The following is a 22,124-nucleotide window of genomic DNA, read 5'->3' as shown; positions in this document are numbered from 1 at the left end:
GGTTATGTCCGATTACGGGCTGTTCCAGGAGGAGAAAAATCGTCTCGACGCCTATATCAGCAGGCAATTCAAAATCGTCGGCATTACGGAAAATTTAAGCGGGGCAACGGTAGAGCTCGAGCATCCGGGCGGCGGGCAAGCCGAGGTGCGGCTGCTAACGGCGGAAGGCCGGAAATACATGTCTAATCTTGTCATTAAACAGTTTACCGCCGCGAATTAAGCGAAGATGCCGTGCGTGTATTCATAGGCGTGCAGCGCAAGCTCGATAGCCAGACGCTTATCGGGCTTCATAAAGTCGTCGCCGAGCAGCGCGGCGATTTTGTCCAGGCGGTGATATAGCGTCTGTCTGGCGATAAACAGCCCTCGCGCCGTATCCTGCTTGGAGCCGCTGAACGCCAAATAGGTTTTGAGCGTTATAAGCAGCTGTCCGTTTTTTTTCAGGTCATACCGGGTGAGCGGAGCGATATATTCTTCAATAAGCGAAGGGAGCATGCCGGTTTTTTTTAAGGCCGACACGATTCTGTACGCATGCAAATCGCTGAAAAAAGGCGATGCGACCTGGCCGATGTCCCGCTGGATCGCAACGCTTTCCCTGGCGGATTCATAGCTGTTCTTCGCGCCGCTCAAATCGTTCGCGCAGACGCCGATACCGAATATGCCGGCGAACAGGGAATTCTCCTGGTACCGTTCGGACTTCTGCAATCTGCCGATTGCCCGCATGAGCCGATCCTTCCATTTGACCTGGCTTTGTTGATCGAGCAGCACGAAGACGGTCTGCTCTTGAAGCATTGTCTGCAGCATGTAGAAGCCTTCGTCTTCGAAAATCGCCCGCGCGACCATATTTTGCTGGACGAGCAGCGATTCGCCCTCCTGCAGATCGTCCGGCAACGCATCCGGATCGAACAAGCAGACGACGACACTGCTCAGCTTGGCCGACGGCTTTATGGAGAGGATATCGCCTGCAATATCCTTTGGCGTACGTTTACCGCCGAGCCATTCGGCGACCCGCTGGTCATCCTTGCGCCGCCGCTTCTCCTCGATATATTTCGTTCGCATCATTTCCTGTGCAACCGCCGTGGCGCAGCGGTCGAGGGCTAAGGTTTGAAACTCGCTAAGCTCGTTCTTCGCTTCCAGAAGCAGGTCCGCGAACAGATGGTCAAGCGCCAGGATCGGGCGGTGGGCCAAGTTATGATTTTTCTCGGGAGAAGCAAGGATTTCGCCGCAAATCCATTTCTCGTAATAGGAAACTGCCTTGGCACGCGGCATTTGCGGCACAAACTGGGACTCGGCGTTAAGCGGGAAGAAGGCGACCTGGGCGCCTGTCGTCTCGTGAAGCAGCTTAAGGAGCGGGAATATGCCTTTGCCCGAGAGCAGCAGCTGATTCAACTGTTTGGAGAGCGACTCCAGCTCGGACACCATACGGTGATGTTGATGAATGAAGTGAGCATGCAAATCCTGGGTAATGTCGATGTAACGGACTTCTTCGCGGAAAAAAATAAGAGGAAATCTTTCGCGCTCCGCCAGCTCGATCATTTTGTCGAACGGCTTCTTGGCATAGGTTCCGAGCTCGATGCACAGGCCGGAAGCGCCGGAGTCGATCAGCTGCCTCAGGAAGGAGACGCTCAGCTCTTCATCCTCGTGCCAGCCGATGCCGGTGCACAGAATCAGCTCATGCCCGTTCAACAGATGGCCGACCTGCGCGACTTCCATAATATGAACCCATCTGACGATCCGGTTCAATGCTTCCCCGCTGGCGTACGTCTCGGCTTTGCGGAACAGCGGACGCTGCAGAATATCCCGCACGGTCAGCTGCAAGATCGTATTAACCAAATAGATCACCGTCCACATCGGAGTATGGTTGATAGAAAGCTTCTACTAGCATTATACTAGATGTCCGATTTGAGCGGGCATAAATTTAAGCGGGCAGGTGTCAGTAAGGAGAAATAAGGGAGCGAAAAAGGAGGGAAACCGATGGACATAGGCGTTCCCAGGGAAGTGAAAAGCGATGAGAACCGGGTCGCGCTTACGCCGTCAGGCGTTCATGAGTTATCGCGGCGCGGCCACCGCGTCTTCGTCGAGAGGGGAGCGGGCGCAGGCTCGGGCTACTCCGACAGTCAGTATGCGGGCGCCGGCGCGGTTATCGCGGCAAGCGCGGCGGAGGTTTGGTCAAGTCAGATGGTCATGAAGGTCAAGGAGCCGCTGCCGCAGGAATACGGTTATTTTCATAAGTCGCTCCTGCTATTCACCTATCTTCACCTGGCGGCGGAGGCGGAGCTGACGGAGGCGCTTGTGAAGAGCGGAGTTACGGCGGTCGCCTACGAGACGGTGCAGCTTCCCGGCGGACAGCTGCCGCTTCTGACGCCGATGAGCGATATTGCCGGCAGAATGGCTGCCCAGATCGGGGCGCAGTATCTCGAGAAGACAAAGGGCGGCAAAGGCATTCTGCTTGGAGGCGTGCCCGGCGTGAAGAAAGGGCGGGTGACGATTATCGGCGGGGGCGTCGTAGGCACGGGCGCCGCGCAAATCGCGCTTGGCCTCGGAGCGGAAGTATCGATACTGGATACCGATCTGAACCGGCTGCGCCAACTGGAAGACCGCTTCGGCGGCCGCCTCCGCACGCTGGCTTCGAGTGCCGGCCAAATCGCGGAAGCGGTGGCGGAATCGGACCTTGTGATCGGAGCGGTATTGATTCCGGGGGCCAAAGCGCCCCGGCTCGTAACGGAGGAGATGGTGCGCGCGATGTCGGCCGGTTCGGTTATCGTGGACGTCGCTATCGATCAGGGTGGAAGCGTAGAGACGATCGACCGGATCACGACGCATCACGAGCCGGTGTTCGAGAAGCACGGCGTGCTGCATTACGCGGTGGCGAATATGCCGGGCGCGGTGCCGAGCACCGCAACCTCCGCGCTGACAAACGCTACGCTGCCCTATGCGCTGGCGATTGCGGACAACGGCATACGCGCTTCGCTCCAGGGAAGCGCCTCGCTGCGCAGAGGAGTGAACGTGATGGCGGGCTGCGTTACGCATGAGGAGGTCGCGTCCGCGCACGGCATGGCATATACGGCGGCAGAGGAATGTTTGAAATCCGCGATTGCGTGAAAGAAGTCATAAGCAGACAAATGGAAGAAGAGTGAGGCGAGTTCCCCTTGCTTCGCTCTTTATGCGTGTGAATACGGTGATGGAAGGTTTCATTCGAAATTAATTTATTCTGTTGATTCCATAACTAATATGCGATATATTGGTTTTATGAAAAATAAAATGATAAACCCTATCAGCCGTTCCTCCTTTAGAGATGAAGTTTACCGTACATTAAAAAAAGCCATCGTTATGCTGGAATTGCAGCCAGGGCAGCGTTTAAACGACAAAGAACTAGCCGATCAGTTCGAAATCAGCCGTACGCCCGTTCGGGAGGCGTTAAAGCGTCTTGAAGACGAGGGGCTGGTGGAATCCGTACCCGGTTCATCCACCCGCGTAAGCCCGATAGATGCAGAAGCGGCCAACCATGCCTTTACCGTCGTAGCGGCCTTGCATTCATTGGCAGCCCGGCTTGCCGTTCCCTTGTTAACGGATAATGATATTGAAACGATGGAATCATGCAATCGGCTTTTATCGATAGCGCTTGAGCGTGCCGACGTTATCAAAGCCATTGAAGCAGACGATTCCTTTCATCGTATCTTCCTGAATGCGGCCGGCAATCCGGAAATTCGAACAGCGCTGGATCGCATTTCACCTAAAGTACATCGACTTGAAATCTCCCGGTTCGGTTCGATAAAGGGCTTGAAATCGGTAGAACAGCATGACCAAATTATTACGGCTTGCAAAAACCGCGATAAGACGGCAGTCTCCCGGCTTGTAGAGAAAAACTGGTTAAGCCTTGGAGAACTGCTTTCAGAGCAAATGGATTGAGGTATGCCTAATGCGACCTCTTATTTTAGGGATTTGCGCAGCTTTCTTCTTTGCCTCGACCTTCGTTTTGAACAGAGTGATGGAAGTATCCGGAGGGAGCTGGATATGGAGCGCTTCCTTAAGGTATTACTTCATGATTCCCTTTCTCCTGATCCTTGTTATTAGCAGAAAAAATTTACGCCCTCTGCTGCAGGAGATGAGAAAGCATCCCTGGACCTGGCTGTTGTGGAGCTTTGTCGGTTTCGGGTTATTCTATGCGCCCTTATGCTTTGCTTCCGCCTATAGCCCGGGATGGCTTACCGCCGGAACATGGCAGATGACCATTATTTCAGGAACGCTGCTTGCTCCATTTTTTTACGAATCGATTCAAACGGCTGACGGCCTCATCAAAATCAGAAGAAAAATACCCTACAAAGGTCTCTCGATGTCGGCCGTCATTCTTGCAGGCGTTGCTCTAATGCAGTATGAACATGCAAGCGTGCTCGCTTCAAAGGAGATTTGGTTAGGGATTTTGCCTGTGGCTGCAGCCTCCATTGCTTATCCGCTCGGTAACCGGAAAATGATGGAGCACTGCGAAGGGCGATTAGATGTCTATCAGCGCGTTCTAGGTATGGCCATCGCCAGCCTGCCGCTCTGGTTTATTCTTTCGATATATGGTTTATTAACGGTTGGTTTGCCCCGTCCGCCCCAAATCGCCCAATCCTTCTTTGTTGCCGTTTGTTCGGGTGTAATCGCTACTGTTCTTTTTTTTCGCGCAACGGACATGGTAAGGGGCAGTATGCCTAAACTTGCAGCCGTTGAAGCAACCCAATCTGCTGAAGTTTTATTCGCGGCTGCAGGCGAAATGTGGCTTTTGCGAAGTCCTGTTCCTTCTGTTTCGGCTTGTGCAGGAATGTTACTCGTCATCACCGGCATGGTTTTGCATCGTTATGTTTCTCATCCTAAATAGTATATTCAAAAAGGGAGATGCAGCTGCATCTCCCTACTTTCGTTTAAATGTTATTAAGAATGACATGAATGTAACATGTAAATAATAATAAGTTGACATACTTGTTCTATGAAGGGATATAATATAGTAGAAATTTTTTATGTTTCAACTAGTCTATTTTTTGAAAGGATGTACAATGTCAGATAATGTATCATTTTTGCGCTTGTCGATGGAGCACGGGCCAAACGGACGAATCATCATTAAAGGAGGCTGTTTATGGAGGCATTTGTTAATTGGTTAAACGGCATTATTTGGAGTCCGGCATTAATCTATCTTTGTCTGGCAACGGGGTTGTTCTTTACGGTCGCGACACGCCTTCTTCAGGTAAGACACTTGAAGGGCATGGTTACTTTAATGTTTCAAGGCAAAAGCTCTGACGCCGGTATCTCATCCTTTCAGGCATTAACAATGGCACTGGCTGGCAGAGTTGGGACAGGCAATATCGCAGGGGTGGCTACGGCGATTGCGTATGGAGGACCGGGTGCGGTTTTCTGGATGTGGCTGATCGCATTTCTGGGTGCCGGCTCCGCGTTTGTCGAAGCGACCCTGGGCCAAGTTTACAAAACCAGGCAAGACGGGCAATTTCGCGGCGGCCCTGCCTATTATATTGAAAAAGGGTTAAAGCTGAAGTGGTATGCCGTCTTGTTCGCGATCGTTACGGTCATCGCAACCGGCTTGCTCTTGCCGGGCGTACAGGCAAACAGCATCGCTTCCGGAATGCAGAACGCATTCGATATCAGCCCCGCCATTACCGGCGCCGGGCTCGCCGTGATTCTGGCATTCATTATTTTCGGCGGCGTGAAACGTATTGCAAAGGTCGCCCAGTTCGTCGTGCCGTTTATGGCGGCCGGTTATATTCTGGTTGCCGTATTAATTATCCTTTTTAACATTTCAGAACTGCCGGATGTGATCAGCCTTATCTTTTCGAGCGCATTCGGCTCGAATGCCGCCTTCGGGGGGATTCTTGGAGCTGCAATCAGTTGGGGGGTAAAGCGCGGCATTTACTCCAATGAAGCGGGGCAAGGCACGGCGCCTCACGCCGCCGCCGCAGCCGAAGTATCGCATCCTGCCAAGCAGGGGCTGGTTCAGGCCTTTTCCATTTATATCGATACCTTGTTCGTTTGCTCCGCAACCGCATTTATGATTCTCATTACGGGGATGTATAATGTTGTACCGGAAGGCGCAGCGCCTATTGTCAAGAATGTGGGCGATGTCGATCCCGGCCCAATATTTACGCAAAAAGCCGTCGAAACGTTTTTGCCCGGTTTTGGCGCTCCCTTTGTGGCCATAGCCCTTCTGTTTTTTGCATTCACGACAATTATGGCCTATTACTATATGGCCGAGACAAATCTCGCGTATATTAACCGCAAAGCGAAACGAGTCTGGTTGGATTACATGTTAAAAGTCGCCATATTGGCCGTTGTCTTCTTCGGCTGCGTCAGAACGGCGGGGCTTGCATGGACATTGGGAGATATCGGTGTAGGAGGCATGGCGTGGTTAAACGTTATCGCCATACTGCTTCTCTCAAAACCGGCGTTAACCGTATTGCGCGATTACGAAAAACAGAAAAAAGAAGGAAAAGATCCTGTATTCGACCCGGTGAAGCTGGGCATTAAGGATGCTGATTTCTGGGAGAAGGATTATCGGCCCATTGAACAAGTTGAACCTAACCGAAAGACAACTTAATCTCTAATTTCGGACAAAAAGACGTCATAGCGCCATCGCTATGGCGTCTTTAGTATTAAGGAAGACCTATTAGGCAGGAAAGTTGAAAAAAATCGATTGACAATTCTTAATAGTTAATATTACTATTAAACTCGTTAATCGTATTCATTACGCTTTTAATGATTGAATGAATATTGGATTTCATATGGAAAAATGTGGGTTCAGGAGTGTCCGATGAAGAATCGGGATGATTAGCACGTCGTTAAATCGTAATAGTTACGCGTAGGCGAAAGGGGTTTTTACCGATTATGTTTCAAAAGAAAATGGTCTTTGTCGTATTATTTGTAATAGTTGCATTCATGTTGTCGGCCTGCGGCGGTAGCCCGCTTAAGGAAGAAAGCGCGGCTCCGGGCGATTCCTCGCCCGATGCTTCCGCGCCCGAGACATCCCTGATGCCGGAAACGGCAGAGCCGTTTCAGCAGGTAACGGTGACTGACTCTACGGGAGAGTCGCTTGTTATTGACAAGCCGGTGGAGAAGGTAGCTTGCGTCGTATCGCTATGTATAGATGTGTTGGCTGAGCTTGGAATGGAGCCATCCGCGATCGCTGAGAGCGGCGTGCGCGTCATTGCAAGCTCTCCTGAATTTTTCGGAAGCAAAGGAGAAACCTTCCCTTCAATCGGCGGCAGCTTCTTCGAGCCGAGTCTGGAGGATCTGGTTACTGCCGAACCGGACCTGGTCATCGGTCTGGAGGGCGTTCACGATACATTAAGGGAAGGGCTGAACGGCATTGCCCCGTTGTTCCTCGCTGGCCCGAAGGACTATAACGAATCTATCGCGTTTTTGGAAGTAATCGGCAAACTGACCGGCAGAACCGCGGAAGCGGACGCGGCGAAGCAGCGTTTTGTTGACAAGCTGGCCGATGCCAAGGAAAAGGCGCCGAAGGACAAGAAAGCTTTGATCATTTTCGGCTCGGATGTAAATTTCTCTGTTGTGACGGCAACCGGTCTCGGCGGATCTGTCGTGAAGGAAATATCCGATTATCCATGGAAAGTTGAGAAGCCGGAGGATGACCCGTATGGCGAAGGCAGCGTTCCCTACTCGCTGGAGAAATTGCTGACGGAGGATCCGGATGTCATTTTCGTAGAGAGCTATTCCTATAGTCCCGGTACGAAGCCAGTCTCGGAACAGCTGGCGGAATCTCCAATCTGGAGCAAGCTGAAGGCCGTCAAGAACAAGCAGGTGTTTGAGGTTCGTTCCCCGATCTGGGGTGACGGAAGAGGAACTCGCTCGCTCGGTATTTTGCTGGAAGAATCATTGGCTATTCTATACCCGGACCTATTCTAGGAGGCTTGCTAATCATGCCGAGCGGACCTCTGTCAGATGCAACCGGAAGAAGGATTCTTCTTCCGGTTTTCATATTGTTTGCATCGCTTGCAGCCTTGTTTGCCGTTGGCGTAAAATGGGGCACTCCCGTGCTGGAATGGAGCGAACTTGCTTCCGCTCTGCTGAAGGAAAGCGGGGATGAGCTCAAACGTACGGTATTGCTGGATATCCGGCTCCCCCGTTTGTCGCTGGGACTGATGGTCGGAGCGATGCTGGGCGCCTCCGGCACCCTGATGCAAGGCGCGATGAATAACCGGCTCGCCGGGCCCGAGCTGCTTGGCATTTCGGCGGGCGCTTCACTCGCCGTCGCCTCGATTATGGTGCTGCGCCTTCCTGTTCCGTTCCAGCTTCATCCGCTGCTGGCGCTCGGCGGAGGCCTTGCGGGCGGCGCCGTCGTTATGTTGGCCGCAAGAGGAAGCAAAGGGGGGACGGGCATGCTTCTGATCGGCATGTCCGTAACCGCCATTCTGAACGGACTGCTCATTGTGTTGATCGTAATGGGCACAAGTAATGATGTCAATTTGCTTTATTCCTATTTGTTAGGCTCGCTGGCGAACCGCAGCTGGGAGCATGTCGGACGTATGCTGCCATGGTTCGTTGTCATGCTTCCCGTTGCGATGGTTTTTACGCGGGCGGTCAATCTGCTGCAGCTGGGCGATGAGACAGCGTCGGGACTTGGCATGAAAGTGGATCGCACGCGGCTGGCCATTCTGATCGTGTGCGCTCTGCTGGTCGCGGTTACGGTAGCGCAATGCGGTCCGATCGGCTACGTTTCATTGCTTGCCCCGCATCTGACTCGCGCGGTGCTTCGGTCGCAGGATGCAAGGCTGGTGCTGCCCGTCTCGGCGCTGTGCGGCGCGGCGTTGCTTACAGCCGCCGACCAGATCGCCCGCCTGCTGTTCGCGCCGCTGGAAATTCCGGTGGGGATATGGACTACCCTGGTTGGAGGCTCCATTTTCCTGCTGTTTCTGCTAAGAAGGAGAGGGAGCGATATCCATGGCTAGAAGGCCCCGCATCATGAAAGCGGCCACGATTCGGCGCAAATTCGGATTGGTTATCGGTTTATTGCTGCCGGCTCTTGCGGCTATTGTTATGCTGCACATCGCATTTGGCCGTACCACGCTGACGATGGAAGAGGTCGCAAGGGCGCTGTTCGATCTGACCGACGATAACGGTCAGCGTCATATCGTCTGGAACTTGCGCTTGCCGCGAGTTCTTGTCGCCATCGCTGCAGGGGCCATGCTTGGCCTGGCAGGAGCGATTCTTCAGGTTGTCATGCGCAATCCGCTGATTGAGCCTGGACTGATTGGCGTTTCCTCCGGCTCGGTGCTGTTTGTGGTATTAACCATGCTTTATATGCCGGACGGCCTGCCCAATCATGCATGGCTTCCGCTGGTCGCTCTGCTAGGCGGCGTTAGTACGGTCGGCGTCATCTACCTGCTTAACAGGAAAGGCGGCAACAGCAGCGCGCGGCTTGCGCTTACCGGTGTCGTTGCGACTTCCATTCTTCAGTCCGTCACCTCGCTGCTGCTGCTTAGAAAGCAGGAGGGATTGGCCTCCATCCTGCTCTGGAACTTCGGTTCCCTGAACGGACGGGTATGGACGCAATGGAATTATGTGTGGCCTTGGGCGCTGACGCTGCTTGCATTAGCGATGCTGCTAAGCCGAAAGGCCTCCTTGCTGCAGCTCGGAGATGCCACAGCCGCCGGACTTGGATTAGCGGTAAACCGCACGCGGCTGCTGCTTCTGCTTATCGCTGCCGCTTTGACGGCTGCGTCTGTTTCGGTTGTAGGCGCAATCGGCTTTGTCGGCTTGATCGGACCGCATATTGCCGCGTTGCTCGTTGGGCGCAATCCTCTTTATCTTTTCCCGGCAAGCGCGTTATTTTCCGCCGTGCTTCTGACGGCTGCCGATTGGGCGGGACAAAGCGTCACGCTGAAGCTGTCGCTGCCCGGAATGGCGCATCATGTGACCAGTTTGCCGGTCGGTGCCGTCACGACGCTGATGGGCGCGCCCTTTTTCCTTTATTTGCTGCGCAAAACATTGGTGAAGAAGTGAGGTGCAAGCGGGCATTGTCGTTAATGGGATCTTCGCTTTGGAAGGACGGCGGCTTCAAAAGGTATTATTTCTTTAATTTGCTAAGTTACTTTGGTTCGGGCCTATCGATGGTGGCGCTTCCGTTCTATATTTACGAACAGACCTCATCGCCGATTTATACAGCGCTAGCAGCAGCGAGCACAAGCCTTCCTTACTTGTTGTTCGGTCTGTTTGCCGGGGCGCTTGCGGACAGCGGCAACCGTAAGCGGATTATGATCGCCAGCGATCTGTTCTGTGCCGCCGTGCTCGCCAGCGTACCGGCGGCCGCCGTCATCGTCGGCTACGCGTCGCCCTGGCATCTGATTGCGGTATCGTTTCTGACTGCGGCAGCCTTCGTCGGCTTCGATTCGGCGAGCCATGGCGCGCTGCTTCAGCTTGTGGGAAGGCAAAAGCTGCCCGCAGCAAACAGTCTGTTGATTTCTTCGGATACGGTCGTCCGGATTGGCAGTCCGGTCATTGCGGGGGGCATTATTGCGGCGTTCGGAGCGGAGTGGGCGATAGCTGTAACGGCAGTTTGTTATTTGCTTTCCGCATTGCTGATTTGGTCCATCAGGCAGTCGTTTCAGCCGCCAAGGACGCCGATAGCCGCGGAACTCCGGCCGAAGCTGCTGCAAAAGCTCCATGCGGATATCAGGGAGGGACTGTCCTACATCTGGTCCGAGCCGCTTATTCGCAGCCTGACGCTGCTCGGATTCGGAAACAGCTTTGTCGGCGGCGCGGCGGTCGGTCTTATTGTTGTGTATGGCGCAAGGGTGCTCGGTTTTGCCGATGACGCGCCGCAGCTCGGCATGCTGTTGACTTGCGGCTCGCTTGGCGCTCTGTTGGCTTCATTGAGCCTGCCGAAGCTTCGCAACCGGTTCATGCCGGGCCGAATTACGATTGCGGGATTGGCGATAAGCGGCGCCTCTTTGTTTGGCTTTGCGCTAAGCGGAGAGATGATAGCCGCTTCGTTATTCTACTTGCTGTGGAATGCCGGCAGCACATTAATTATTGTTAACGGGATCACGCTGCGGCAACAGCTGACGCCGGACCATCTTCAAGGTCGAGTGCACGCCAGCAGCCGCATGATCGCCTACGGGGGTTCGCCTTTCGGCTCCTTGTCCGGCGGTATGGCGGCAGCGTGGATTGGCGTACAGCCTTCTTATTCATTTATGGCGCTGCTCATGATCGTGTTGTCCGCGATCGCAATCCGTACGCCGCTACAAACTTATATCATGAAGAAAGATTAGTAAATTCAAGGCATCACGTATGGTTAACGAAAAGCCGGGCGTTCGCTCCAATTATACTTAAAGGAGATTGACCATTTTGAGCAAAAGTAGTACCGGCAGCCGGCTTCCCCGTGCTAAGGGCATAGACATGGCTACTTTTTATTCACACAAAGAATGCGCAAAAAAAGTGAAGAGGATCGTGCTTCCGTCAAGAAACAGACAAATCGTCGAAGAGTTTATAACCATCCTTGGCATGAAAGAGAAATTTGAGCACTACGATGTGCCAATCCCCAACAAAGTTGTGATGTACGGTCCGCCAGGCACCGGCAAAACATTAACCGCATTTTATATGGCTAAACGGCTTGAACTCCCGCTCATACTGGTACGGCTGGACGCTATCATCCACAGCCATTTGGGCGAGACGGCAAGTAATGTCCGCAAAATTTTTGACTATGCCAAAGCATCGCCATGCGTGTTGTTCTTGGATGAATTCGACGCGATCGCCCGCACGCGTGAAAACAACGATGAAGTGAAGGAAATGTCCAGGGTGGTTAATACATTGCTCCAATGCTTGGATGAGTTTGAAGGAGAAAGTATATTTGCCGCTGCCACCAATCTGGAAGCTGAGCTGGATAACGCGATATGGCGGCGGTTCGATACAAAGATGACTTACAGCCTGCCCGACGAAGTAGGAAGATCGGAGTATATTTCCTTGTTGCTAGACGGTTTCGAGCATCAGGAGCAAGTGAAGCAGAGGGCATCCGAGCGTTTGTCCGGATGCAGTTATGCCGATATGGAACAGATCATTCTCAAGGCAAAGCGGAAGGCAATTATTGAAGACAGCCCGCTATGTCCAGCTCATATTGATGATGCGTTTGCAGAATACAATCCAAAATCTATGAGTTGAGTGCTAACTGTTGTGAAGCGGCTAAAGCCGGAGGGTGTGCTCATAAATAAGAAGGGTTAAGCTTGTCAGGCTGTCGGGAAATTTCCCGCCAGCCATTTTTAGTGGATTTCCAGCGGTCTGCGTTGCAGCAGCTGCGGGTTTGGGCGAAACCAAACAGGGTTTACCTATTGTGTCAAAGGTGTATAAGCTGGAAACAAGTGAAAATATTAGCGATTATGTACAGCGCGTAAAGATGGAGAAAGCGGAATACATGCTGAAGCACAGCGACGACAAAATCTATGAAATCGCAAATAACTCGGTTATCAACGGCCGCATTCCTTCATTCATGCCTTCAAAAAGGCGCGCCGCAGGAATTTAGAGATCGACACTGCTTGGAGGTTTTATACAACATGTTGCTATTTATCGTACTTGCAGCGATCGTCGTGCTGCTCTTGTTGATTACCGTCGTTAAGCTTAATCCCTTCGTCGCGCTTATCATTACGGCAACCGGAGCGGGTTTGGCCGCAGGAATGCCGATCCTTGCGAGGAGAACCAGCCGGGAATCATAGATTCCATGCCATTTCCTCAAAATGATCCGCAACGGAATTGAGTACGGCATGATGCAAGCGATCGCGGAAGGGTTCGAAGTGCTTGACAAAAGCCCGTACGAGTTCGATTATGAGAAAGTGGCAAAAGTTTGGAATAATGGTTCGGTCGTCCGGTCGTGGCTGATGGATTTGACTGAAGGGCATTCAGCAAAGATCACGGCCTCAGTCAGCTGAAGGGAGTGGTTCATTCGTCCGGCGAAGGGAAATGGACGGTGGAAACCGCCCTTGATTACGGGGCGGCGGCGCCGTTTATCGCGATGTCTCTTATGTTGAGATACCGGTCCCAGGATGAGGATTCGTTCTCAGCCAAGGTCGTGGCGGCTTTGCGCAATGAGTTCGGCGGACATGGCGTTGTAAAGTTCTAAGAATGACAGGATGAAGTGAGAAGGAGTGAAAGCAACTTGACAGCCTCATATGTGATTGGCGTGGATATTGGCACAACAAGCACAAAGTCCGTTCTTTTTGATACGTCAGGCAAGCTTATCGCAAGTCATACGATCGAGTATCCGCTATATTCGCCTAAGCCTGACGTTGCGGAACAGGATCCGGAGGAAATATTCCGCGCGGTTATCGGCACGATCAAGCATGTCGTTCAGAGCAGGGGCGTACAAGCGTCAAGCGTGCTCTGCGTTTCGTTCAGCTCCGCCATGCACAGCATCATTGCGGTTGATTCGGACGGCGTTCCGCTAACCAGGTGCATAACCTGGGCGGATAACCGCAGCGCCTCCTGGACGGAGCGGATCCGGAACGAGATGAACGGACACCAGATTTATTTGCGAACGGGCACGCCGCTGCATCCAATGTCCCCGCTGTCGAAGCTGACTTGGCTGAGACATGAGGAGCCGGAGCTGTTTGCGCGCACGCATAAGTTCATTTCGATTAAAGAATTCGTATTTTACAAATTGTTCAAGCGGTATATTGTCGATTATTCGATCGCTTCGGCAACCGGCATGTTTAATTTGACGGAGCTTGCTTGGGATCAGGAAGCTCTCGAGGTAACCGGGGTATCGACGGACAAATTGTCCGAGCCGGTGCCTACAACCCATCATCTATCGGGAATGGATGCGGGATGGGCGGCGGAAATGAATTTGCCTGCTTCGACGCCGTTTGTCGTGGGAGCAAGCGACGGCGTTCTGTCGAACCTGGGCGTGAATGCCATTGATCCGGGGACGGTTGCCGTAACCATCGGAACGAGCGGAGCGATCCGCACCGTAACGGACCGTCCGGTAACCGATCCGAAAGGAAGAATTTTCTGCTATGCGCTGACGGAAGATATGTGGGTTATCGGCGGTCCCGTCAATAACGGCGGGATGATCTTCCGCTGGCTGCGCGACCAGCTCTGTTCCGCGGAGAAAGAAACGGCAATGCTTCTCGGCAAAGATCCCTATGAGCTTCTTACCGAGATTGCTTCCCTTGTGAAGCCGGGTGCGGACGGTTTGCTGTTCCATCCTTATTTGGCCGGGGAGAGAGCACCCCTGTGGGATGCCAACGCAAGAGGTTCCTTCTTCGGACTTGGGCTTCACCATAAGAAGCAGCATATGATCCGCGCCGTACTTGAAGGCGTTATCTTTAATCTCTTCTCCGTGTATATGGCCCTGGAAGAGCTGATCGGCCGTCCGACCAAGATTCAAGCCACGGGCGGATTCGCCAGATCCGAGCTATGGCGCCAGATGATGGCCGATATCTTCGATCAAGAGGTGCAGGTGCCCGAGAGCTTCGAAAGCTCCTGCCTGGGCGCTGCGATTCTCGGATTATACAGCATCGGCGAAGTCGATTCCCTTCATGTCGTATCCACCATGATGGGGACGTCTCATAAGCATGTCCCTAATACGGATCATGTCGAGCAGTATAAGGAGTTAAGCCGGATCTTTGTCCGCATGTCCCGGATCTTGACGGATGAGTATCGCGAAATCGCAGCGTATCAGAAAAAGTGGATGTAAATCATTCCTTATAACCGGTTAACCGTTCATAGATGATTCCTATTTTTTAAGGAGTCATTTTTTTTTTTTGCCCGCGATTTATTATTTTGGCTCTGTTAAATTTAATTGTTGATTCCAGACAAAATGAAAACCGCCTTTTCAAAAAGGCGGTAAATTTTATAACTATCTCCATTATCAATTCGATTTGTGTCATTCCAAGATTGTTTCATCCCCGACAGCTATTTCACCACACTGTTCGACCTTCGCCCATACACCAAATGTTGCACCATGATTTTCAGCCAACACACGGAGTAATCGAACATCCTCTTGTAATTCTTCTTGAGCATTGTTCACCATTACGCATCTTTGGAGAGGAGCAACAACTCTTAGGATTACGTTCGGTCCAACTTTGACTAATCTATCAACCCAATCATCTTCGATGAATCCAGTTGAATCTGTATCAATTAAAATGTTCGCTCGAAAACGACGGGGGTCTACAGGTTCTCCTAATCGCTGACTCAACATTTGTATTGAGGAGGTCGTTATTATGCTTATTGGACCTTCGTCAAAATGAGATATTGACTCTTCTCGTGTCAAGGTTACTTGAAATCCGAGCCATTTACTCAACGCCTCATTTACGGCATCGTCGTCACCTCGATAATCCAATCCATCAGGCATAGTTACAATTGGAACAGACCCATCGTATCTTGATTTATAACTAAATAACCCTTTCATCTGCTGAAACCGTCTGGTCGTCTTCCCACTACCGAACTTTCCACTACTATTTTTGATTGCCCACAAACGGTCTCCAATGAGACCTCGACGGTCAATCGACACTGTTAACAAGGACTCCCCTAAAATTGATTTGACAGGATACCTACGGATTTCTTTGACTCGACCTGCAAGAAGATTACCTTTGTGCTCCACACTCTCACTCCTGTGTATTAATTGAACTCTTCTAGCTTAGCAAGTAAACAATGCTTGGCGAAGATAAACGTTTGTCTCCTTTACAGGAAACAGACAGGAAGAAACTAACATATTTTTAGTCGTTACTAATCCCACGGTATTTGGCTTTACCACCACGTTTGCGTGGTCTACGTTCAGTGATATTTTTCTTTCCCTTTTCAGAGTATAGGAAGTAGGTCTCGTCCAATTCGACGATACCTTGGAAAGTTTCGGTTGGTATTTGCTTTAAAGCGGATAAAATCTTATGTCGCCAATAGAATAGGGTTACATGCGTAACCTCCTCATGAATTAATTCTGCACTCTTACGTAGTGAAAAGCCCTCAATCATGCATTCGATAAACCGAAATCCATAGGAAAATCACCCCAAAATCAAGGTTTATGCCGACTATTATAGAACAAAAGTTCGTATATTTCAATTATCAACAATATAATTTAACATAGCTATTATTTTTAATAATTTCTAATCAAAATAGGACTATAACTTCTGGTATACTTCTCCATATGCGTATAACATAGAGATGGGAGGCTGTGTGATGAGACTTCGTAATGTACTGTACAGATTTAAAGGATTTTATAAATTCGGCAGCACCGCTACAAAGCTGCGCGGGAAAGTGTTCGTTAACAAAATAGGTACGATCCAGGTAGGGAGAAATCTTTCGATCGTCGGTCATCCATGGGCTGTTCAAATTACCAGCACGAAGGATGCAAGCCTGAAAATCGGGGATAACGTTTATGTGAACGCCGGCGTGGGCATCGCGGCCAATAAAGAGATCGTGATTGGGGATAACGTGAAAATCGGTCCAAGAACAAGCATTTTTGACAGCAATTATCATCGTTTGGACAGTGCCGATCAAGGTGATCTCAGCAAAAAAATAACGATCGGCAACAACGTTTGGATTGGAGCGGACTGCACTATTCTTCCTGGAGTCAGCATTGGCGATAATTCCGTCATCGCTGCTAAAAGCACCGTCAATAAAAGCATTCCGGACAATGTATTGGCCGGAGGAAGTCCTGCCAGGGTGATACGCGAACTAGTCATAGAAGAGGGCTGGATAAGGGAATAAGGGGAGCATGGGGCATAAAAAGGTTGATCATGGTCAAATATGGCCATGATCGGCCTTTTTTTTAATTGGACGCCGACAGGCGTTTCTGCATGAAATACAAGAAAGTATAAGTTTCTCTATACTGGGCTTGTATTTCTCGGAATGAAACACGCTTCGCCGCCAAAGGACGGCGACAGCCGTTTCACCTTGTTGAAGCGATCTTTATACTTTTTTTAGAATTCGTTAAGAGGTCGTTTAGACATGAGGGCTATGCTGGTTATAGAAAGCTTTCTAAATAAAATATTGGAGGTAAACAATGAAGAAAAAGTGGATGACGATGGGAGCGGTATTTGGACTAGGAGTGGTAATGCTTATTGCGAGCGGCGTTTCCGCCATGGCGGGCACATCAGGATATGACGTATATAAAGCGGCTATTAAAAACAGCCATACCGTCTCCAGCGTAACGAGCGCAGGGACGATTACGGTTACGGATAACGGATCTGCCATACTAAGCGCGGACCTGCTTGCGAAGATGAATCACGGGCAAGACGCGATGAGCGCATCAGTGAATTTTCGCGCCGGCTCCGAAGAGAAGAAATTGAGCATGTTCAAGCAGGATGGCAAGGTGATTCTGAACACTGGCGAGAGCGAGGTATATAAGCAACTTGAGGCAGGAGAAGCGGAATGGCAAAAGGATGAAAGCCATGCCGGACCTCCTAAACATATGGAATCGGTCATCGACGCTTTGATGGGCAATCTGAAGGAGCTTGCAACGGTGGAGCAATCGGCGGATGGCGGCAAGCACGCTTCGCTGCATATGTCCGGCAGCCAGATTCCGGCGGTCGTCAATGCGGTCGGAACCTTGGCTATTTCTAACATGGCCGATCACGGTCAGTGGGCAAACGCAAACATCGATTCGGAAATGCATGTTGAACTTATGTCGAAAATGCCGAAATTAACGGATCGGATTCAAGTCAAGGAAATCAATTTCGATGCGGATATTAACGCGGAGAATTATATCGAGCACCAGACGGCGGAGCTGGTCGTAACGGGATCGGATGAAGCAGGAACTACTCATGAAGTGGTCATTACCCTTGATTTTAAGATGTCCGATTTTAATCAAACGGTGCCGGACACGATCGATTTGACCGGGAAGCAGGTTGAAACGATCCAGCGGGATGAGCATAACGAGCATAACTTCCCCTGGCATCACTAAATGAAGCCGCAGCAGCCGGACTAAGTTTGTCCGGCTGCATAACGATGTAACGGAAAGGAGCTGCAGCGATTGGAAGGGATATTGGAGGTACAGGATGTTTCCAAGCGGTTCAACAACGGCCGCGGGATTCATAACGTCGGCTTCGGGCTGTCCAAAGGGGATGTGTTCGGGCTGTTCGGACCGAACGGGGCAGGGAAAACAACGCTGCTCAAAATTATTACTGGATTAACAAGGCCGGATCGGGGGACGGTGCGATTGTTCGGTCAGCCTGCGCCTCAGCGATTCGAGCAGGTGATGGCGCGCGTCGGCTGCGTGATCGAATCTGCGGATGTATACGACTATTTGAGCGCGTATGAAAATTTGAAGCTGGCCAGCCGATTCTATCCCGATTTACCGAGATCACGGATCGATCAGGTGCTCGAGGAAGTGGGGTTAACGCCTTATAAACGGGAGAAAGCGGGCGGTTTTTCGCTTGGCATGAAGCAGAGGCTGGCGCTTGCCGCAGCGCTGCTGCCGAATCCGCAGCTTATGATTCTCGACGAACCGACGAACGGACTCGATATCGAAGGCATGGTCGATATCCGTCAGACGATTAGCCGGCTGGCCGGAGAGCAAGGCATCGCCTTTCTCATTTCCAGTCATATGATCGGCGATATGGAGAAGCTGGTGAACCGGTTCGGCATTTTGCGGCAAGGCGCGCTGATCCGGCAGGATCGGCTGCAGGGATTGCTGTCTGACGGATTGACGCTGGAGCAATATTATCTAGAGCAAATACAAACGATAAAGGAAGCGAACGCGTATGTTTAGTCTAACCGCCAACTGGCTCAATGAAATGGAGAAGCTGTGGGTGCAGCGGAGAACGAAAGGCTTCCTTCTGCTGACCGTTCTAATCCCGGCGTTATCGGCGCTGGCTCTGGCATTGCTGCAAATCAATACGGGAATCGGGGCAGGACTGGGATCCGATCTGCCGATCATGATGCTCGGCTTGTTCACTACGCTGTTTCTGCCGCTGTTCCTGATGATGACCGCCGTCGAGTTATTTACCGGTGAAACCTCCGCTCGTACCTTGAAGCTCGTTCTGGTACGGCCGATTACCCGGGCAAAAATATTCGCGTCCAAGGTACTGGCGCTGGCGGCCTACATTGCCGTTCATCTGGCGGCGGTATGGGCGGCATCGGTCGCCGGATCCCTTTTATTAAACCGTGTTGACGGGTCTGGCAGTATCGTTGACAGCATGATTGCCTATGCGGTTGCTTTTGTGCCGATGATCGCTATTGGATTGATTGCCGTGTTCATTGCGGGACGATTCACTAGCAGCGCAGGGGCGCTCGGCCTGATGATTTTCATCTTCGTTGCGGCTAAACTGCTCCCGTTTATTTTTCCCGAGGCTGCGGTATGGTCGGTCTTCTCGTATACGGATTGGCATACGCTGTGGATTGGAAGCGGCGCGTCGCCCGGCAGGCTGATAAATTCGTTTTTCATTCTTGTTTCTTATAGTATGATGGCTTATACAGGCAGCTTGTTATTATTTGAACGAAAGTCATTTTGATAGAAGCAAGGTGAAGCTCCATGACAATCCGTAAACGACTGATTATTTCCTATATTGCAATGGTCCTCATACCGGTCATCTTATTTATTGCGGTCACCGTGTTGGTCTTAAAGTTCTATTTCGGCGATATGATCGGAGAGCGTCATCATTCGGATGAGCTGGCAGATCACGGTAATATGATCTTTACCGGGGATATGATCGGCGGCAGGGAAGAACTGTTGTCCAATGTCAAATTTATGGCCAGCTATGAACCGAGCCGTCTGGCCGACAGCCGGTTTCTTCAGGAAGTGGATGAAGCGTTCAATGAGCTGCAGGCCGGGCTTGTCATTGTCCAAAAAGACAGCGTGCTGTATGCGTCCCCCTACGTGGACAGTCCCGGGCTCTACGACCAGCTGAAACAGTTTCGGCCGGAGGAGGCGGAGTGGAACGACAAACTCAATGACCGGTTTACGGTTGAGAAATATGATTTTGTTTTTGAGGATCAAAGCGCCGGCACGCTCTATTTGCTCTCGGAAATGAATCCGATTCTGGATAAAATGCAGCAGCTCTTTCCGATCCTATTCCTGTCCCTGCTCCTTATTATCGGATTGACCAACGGTTTATTGACCTACCTCGTATCCCGCAGCATCATTAAACCTCTGTATACGTTGAAGAGGGCGGCGGAGCAGATCAAGGAGGGCAACCTTGACCATCGCCTTAATCTCAAGCGCAAGGATGAGATCGGAAAAGTGGGGGAAGCGTTCGAAGAGATGAGGGAGCGGTTAAAGCAATCCATCCAGCTTCAGCTGCAGTACGAAGAAAACCGCAAAGAGCTCATTTCGAACATTTCCCATGATTTGAAAACGCCGATTACCGGAATCAAGGCTTGCATGGAAGGGATCCGCGACGGCATTGCCGATACGGAGGAGAAGCGGACGAAATATATGCAAATGATCGACAAGAAGGCGACGGACATGGACCGATTGATCGACGAGCTGTTCTTGTTTTCCAAGCTTGATTTGAAGCGGCTTCCGTTTCATTTTGAGAAAATCGATATGACCGCTTATCTGCGCGATTGCGCGATGGAGCTGCAGGCGGATCCCCATATGAAGGCTGTCTCGTTCGAGCTGCATGACGACGGGGGCCAGCCGGTTTACGTGACGGCCGACCGCGAGAAGCTGCAAAGAGTAGTGATGAATATCGTGAATAATAGCGTAAAATATATGTCTGGGGATAATCAAAAAATAGACATGAAGCTGTCAGCCGGTATGGAGGAGGCTGCGATCAGCATCCGGGATAACGGTCCGGGCATTGACCGCGAAGCGCTGCCGTATATTTTCGACCGGTTCTACCGGGCGGATCAGTCCCGGAATTCGTCGACCGGCGGAAGCGGGCTGGGTCTTGCGATCGTGAAGCAGATCGTGGAGGCGCACGGCGGACGGGTATGGGCGGAGAGCAAGGCCGGTGAAGGCACCGTAATCTCCTTTACGTTGCCCTTGCAGCAAATCGGGAGAACTGGCGGTGAGCGGGAATGAAGAAAATTTTGATCATTGAAGATGAAACGGTTATTGCCGAGGTGGAGAAGGACTATTTGGAGGCAAACGGATTTGCCGCCGAGATCGCGGAAAGCGGAGATAAAGGCCTGGAGAAAGCGATCAAAGAGGATTTTGACCTTATTATATTGGATTTGATGCTGCCCCGAGTGGACGGCTTTGAGATATGCAAGCAGGTGCGCAAGGTGAAAAACATTCCGATCCTCATGGTATCCGCGAGAAAAGAGGATATTGATAAAATTCGCGGCCTTGGACTCGGGGCGGATGATTATGTGATCAAGCCGTTCAGCTTGGCGGAGCTCGTCGCCCGCGTCAAAGCGCATTTGGCCAGGTACGACCGGTTGACCGTTCAGACGCAGCAGCCTAAGGATGAGCTGCAGGTTAGAGGCATTCACATCGATAAGCTGTCCCGGAAAGTGTTCGTGAATGAAACCGAGCTGTCGTTAACCTCCAAGGAGTATGATCTGCTGCTGTTTCTTGCCATGCACCCGAACCGGGTATTCACCAAGGATGATTTGTACGACAGGATCTGGGGAATGGATTCGCTCGGGGAACTGGCCTCGGTGACGGTCTATATCAGCAAGCTGAGGGAGAAGATCGAACGCGATCCGTCCAAGCCGCAGTATATCGAAACGATATGGGGCGTAGGCTACCGTTTCAATTTGTAAGCAATAAGCTTTGAACGTCAAGGGTAATCTTGACGTTCGGAGTTTATTTTTTTTGGGGCAGTGCGAAGCATAGGGCGCGGATCAACGGCAGAAATGCCGTTGAATGAGCGCGCGCGGAGCATAAGGCGCGGATCAACGGCAGAAATGCCGTTGGATGGGCGCGTGCGGAGCATAAGGCGCGGATCAACGGCAGAAATGCCGTTGGATGGGCGCGTGCGGAGCATAAGGCGCGGATCAACGGCAGAAATGCCGTTGAATGAGCGCGTGCGAAGCATAGGGCGCGGATCAAAGGAGAGCTTGGTAGGCAAAATTAGCGAAATGAGGTGCAAAATGCACCAGAATGTAGCCTAGGAAGTGATGTTGGCGAAATGAGGTGCAAAAATGCACCAAAATGGAGCCTAGGGGGTTATGTTGGCGAAACGAGGTGCAGAAATGCACCAGTATGTAGCCTAGGGGGTTATGTTGGCGAAATGAGGTGCAGAAATGCA

The 22,124-nt window shown here is 51.5% G+C and carries 20 protein-coding genes and 3 pseudogenes; 20 read left to right on the top strand and 3 right to left on the bottom strand.

Annotated elements, in window-relative coordinates:
* Positions 1 to 4: 4 nt before the first annotated feature.
* Entirely contained in the window at positions 5 to 220 is a 216-nt protein-coding gene (locus H581_RS0119015) for a hypothetical protein (RefSeq protein WP_028611406.1), read from the top strand.
* Here the strand turns inward: H581_RS0119015 and H581_RS0119010 are convergent.
* Entirely contained in the window at positions 217 to 1,830 is a 1,614-nt protein-coding gene (locus H581_RS0119010) for a PucR family transcriptional regulator (RefSeq protein WP_028611405.1), read from the bottom strand. The two genes, H581_RS0119015 and H581_RS0119010, sit on opposite strands and share 4 nt — an antisense overlap.
* Before the next feature lie 141 nt (positions 1,831 to 1,971).
* Here H581_RS0119010 and ald point away from each other — a divergent pair, with 141 nt between their 5' ends.
* From ald to gntK, 13 genes and pseudogenes are all read left to right on the top strand, one after another.
* On the top strand, positions 1,972 to 3,099 hold the full coding sequence (gene ald / locus H581_RS0119005) for an alanine dehydrogenase (RefSeq protein WP_028611404.1): 1,128 nt from the start codon (positions 1,972 to 1,974) through the stop codon (positions 3,097 to 3,099).
* A 147-nt stretch (positions 3,100 to 3,246) separates the two neighbouring features.
* Complete coding sequence (locus tag H581_RS0119000; protein ID WP_028611403.1) at positions 3,247 to 3,906, top strand: GntR family transcriptional regulator; 660 nt, start codon at positions 3,247 to 3,249, stop codon at positions 3,904 to 3,906.
* A gap of 10 nt (positions 3,907 to 3,916) precedes the next feature.
* Positions 3,917 to 4,855: a DMT family transporter gene (locus H581_RS0118995; RefSeq protein ID WP_028611402.1), complete on the top strand. Its 939-nt coding sequence runs from the start codon at positions 3,917 to 3,919 to the stop codon at positions 4,853 to 4,855.
* 255 nt (positions 4,856 to 5,110) lie between these two features.
* Positions 5,111 to 6,580, top strand: coding sequence for an alanine/glycine:cation symporter family protein (locus H581_RS0118990; protein WP_028611401.1), 1,470 nt, complete (start codon positions 5,111 to 5,113; stop codon positions 6,578 to 6,580).
* A gap of 287 nt (positions 6,581 to 6,867) precedes the next feature.
* On the top strand, positions 6,868 to 7,905 hold the full coding sequence (locus H581_RS34505) for an ABC transporter substrate-binding protein (protein ID WP_051250961.1): 1,038 nt from the start codon (positions 6,868 to 6,870) through the stop codon (positions 7,903 to 7,905).
* A gap of 14 nt (positions 7,906 to 7,919) precedes the next feature.
* Entirely contained in the window at positions 7,920 to 8,948 is a 1,029-nt protein-coding gene (locus tag H581_RS0118980; protein WP_036718828.1) for a FecCD family ABC transporter permease, read from the top strand.
* Positions 8,941 to 10,002 carry a FecCD family ABC transporter permease gene (locus H581_RS34500; RefSeq protein WP_051250959.1) on the top strand — a complete coding sequence of 354 codons (1,062 nt, stop codon included), beginning with the start codon at positions 8,941 to 8,943 and terminating at the stop codon, positions 10,000 to 10,002. Before H581_RS0118980 ends, H581_RS34500 begins: the two co-directional genes overlap by 8 nt.
* A gap of 23 nt (positions 10,003 to 10,025) precedes the next feature.
* Positions 10,026 to 11,270, top strand: coding sequence for an MFS transporter (locus H581_RS34495; RefSeq protein WP_051250957.1), 1,245 nt, complete (start codon positions 10,026 to 10,028; stop codon positions 11,268 to 11,270).
* 76 nt (positions 11,271 to 11,346) lie between these two features.
* Positions 11,347 to 12,156: an AAA family ATPase gene (locus H581_RS0118965; RefSeq protein ID WP_028611399.1), complete on the top strand. Its 810-nt coding sequence runs from the start codon at positions 11,347 to 11,349 to the stop codon at positions 12,154 to 12,156.
* Between the two features lie 169 nt (positions 12,157 to 12,325).
* Positions 12,326 to 12,514: a hypothetical protein gene (locus H581_RS0118960; RefSeq protein ID WP_245600064.1), complete on the top strand. Its 189-nt coding sequence runs from the start codon at positions 12,326 to 12,328 to the stop codon at positions 12,512 to 12,514.
* 31 nt (positions 12,515 to 12,545) lie between these two features.
* Positions 12,546 to 12,677 (top strand): annotated as a pseudogene (locus tag H581_RS37265) (GntT/GntP/DsdX family permease); the annotation flags it as partial.
* Positions 12,678 to 12,713: 36 nt separating this feature from the next.
* Positions 12,714 to 13,108: pseudogene (locus H581_RS34490) on the top strand (phosphogluconate dehydrogenase (NAD(+)-dependent, decarboxylating)); the annotation flags it as partial.
* A gap of 36 nt (positions 13,109 to 13,144) precedes the next feature.
* A complete protein-coding gene (gene gntK / locus H581_RS0118940) occupies positions 13,145 to 14,683 on the top strand; it encodes a gluconokinase (RefSeq protein ID WP_028611395.1) in 1,539 nt (512 codons plus the stop codon).
* Between the two features lie 189 nt (positions 14,684 to 14,872).
* Here gntK and H581_RS0118930 read toward each other — a convergent pair whose 3' ends face one another.
* Both H581_RS0118930 and H581_RS0118925 read right to left on the bottom strand, forming a co-directional pair.
* Positions 14,873 to 15,589 carry an MOSC domain-containing protein gene (locus H581_RS0118930; protein ID WP_028611394.1) on the bottom strand — a complete coding sequence of 239 codons (717 nt, stop codon included), beginning with the start codon at positions 15,587 to 15,589 and terminating at the stop codon, positions 14,873 to 14,875.
* 118 nt (positions 15,590 to 15,707) lie between these two features.
* Positions 15,708 to 15,971, bottom strand: a pseudogene (locus H581_RS0118925) (IS1595 family transposase); the annotation flags it as partial.
* 190 nt (positions 15,972 to 16,161) lie between these two features.
* On the opposite strand from H581_RS0118925, the gene H581_RS34485 reads away from it, so the two are divergent.
* The 6 genes from H581_RS34485 to H581_RS0118895 all read left to right on the top strand — a co-directional run bounded on the left by H581_RS34485 (position 16,162) and on the right by H581_RS0118895 (position 21,636).
* Positions 16,162 to 16,692 carry an acyltransferase gene (locus H581_RS34485; protein ID WP_245600063.1) on the top strand — a complete coding sequence of 177 codons (531 nt, stop codon included), beginning with the start codon at positions 16,162 to 16,164 and terminating at the stop codon, positions 16,690 to 16,692.
* A 295-nt stretch (positions 16,693 to 16,987) separates the two neighbouring features.
* Positions 16,988 to 17,887 (top strand): hypothetical protein, encoded by a 900-nt coding sequence (locus H581_RS0118915; protein ID WP_028611392.1) that lies wholly within the window; start codon positions 16,988 to 16,990, stop codon positions 17,885 to 17,887.
* Positions 17,888 to 17,956: 69 nt separating this feature from the next.
* Positions 17,957 to 18,694 (top strand): ABC transporter ATP-binding protein, encoded by a 738-nt coding sequence (locus H581_RS0118910; protein ID WP_028611391.1) that lies wholly within the window; start codon positions 17,957 to 17,959, stop codon positions 18,692 to 18,694.
* On the top strand, positions 18,687 to 19,436 hold the full coding sequence (locus H581_RS0118905) for an ABC transporter permease (protein ID WP_028611390.1): 750 nt from the start codon (positions 18,687 to 18,689) through the stop codon (positions 19,434 to 19,436). Before H581_RS0118910 ends, H581_RS0118905 begins: the two co-directional genes overlap by 8 nt.
* A gap of 20 nt (positions 19,437 to 19,456) precedes the next feature.
* Complete coding sequence (locus tag H581_RS0118900) at positions 19,457 to 20,950, top strand: sensor histidine kinase (RefSeq protein ID WP_028611389.1); 1,494 nt, start codon at positions 19,457 to 19,459, stop codon at positions 20,948 to 20,950.
* Entirely contained in the window at positions 20,947 to 21,636 is a 690-nt protein-coding gene (locus H581_RS0118895; RefSeq protein WP_028611388.1) for a response regulator transcription factor, read from the top strand. The genes H581_RS0118900 and H581_RS0118895 overlap by 4 nt, the downstream gene beginning before the upstream one ends.
* Positions 21,637 to 22,124: the final 488 nt, after the last annotated feature.

Origin of the sequence: Paenibacillus harenae DSM 16969, from assembly GCF_000422465.1 — a bacterium.
In the GTDB taxonomy this organism is placed as follows: domain Bacteria; phylum Bacillota; class Bacilli; order Paenibacillales; family Paenibacillaceae; genus Pristimantibacillus; species Pristimantibacillus harenae.
This window is presented reverse-complemented; position numbering and strand designations above follow the sequence as displayed.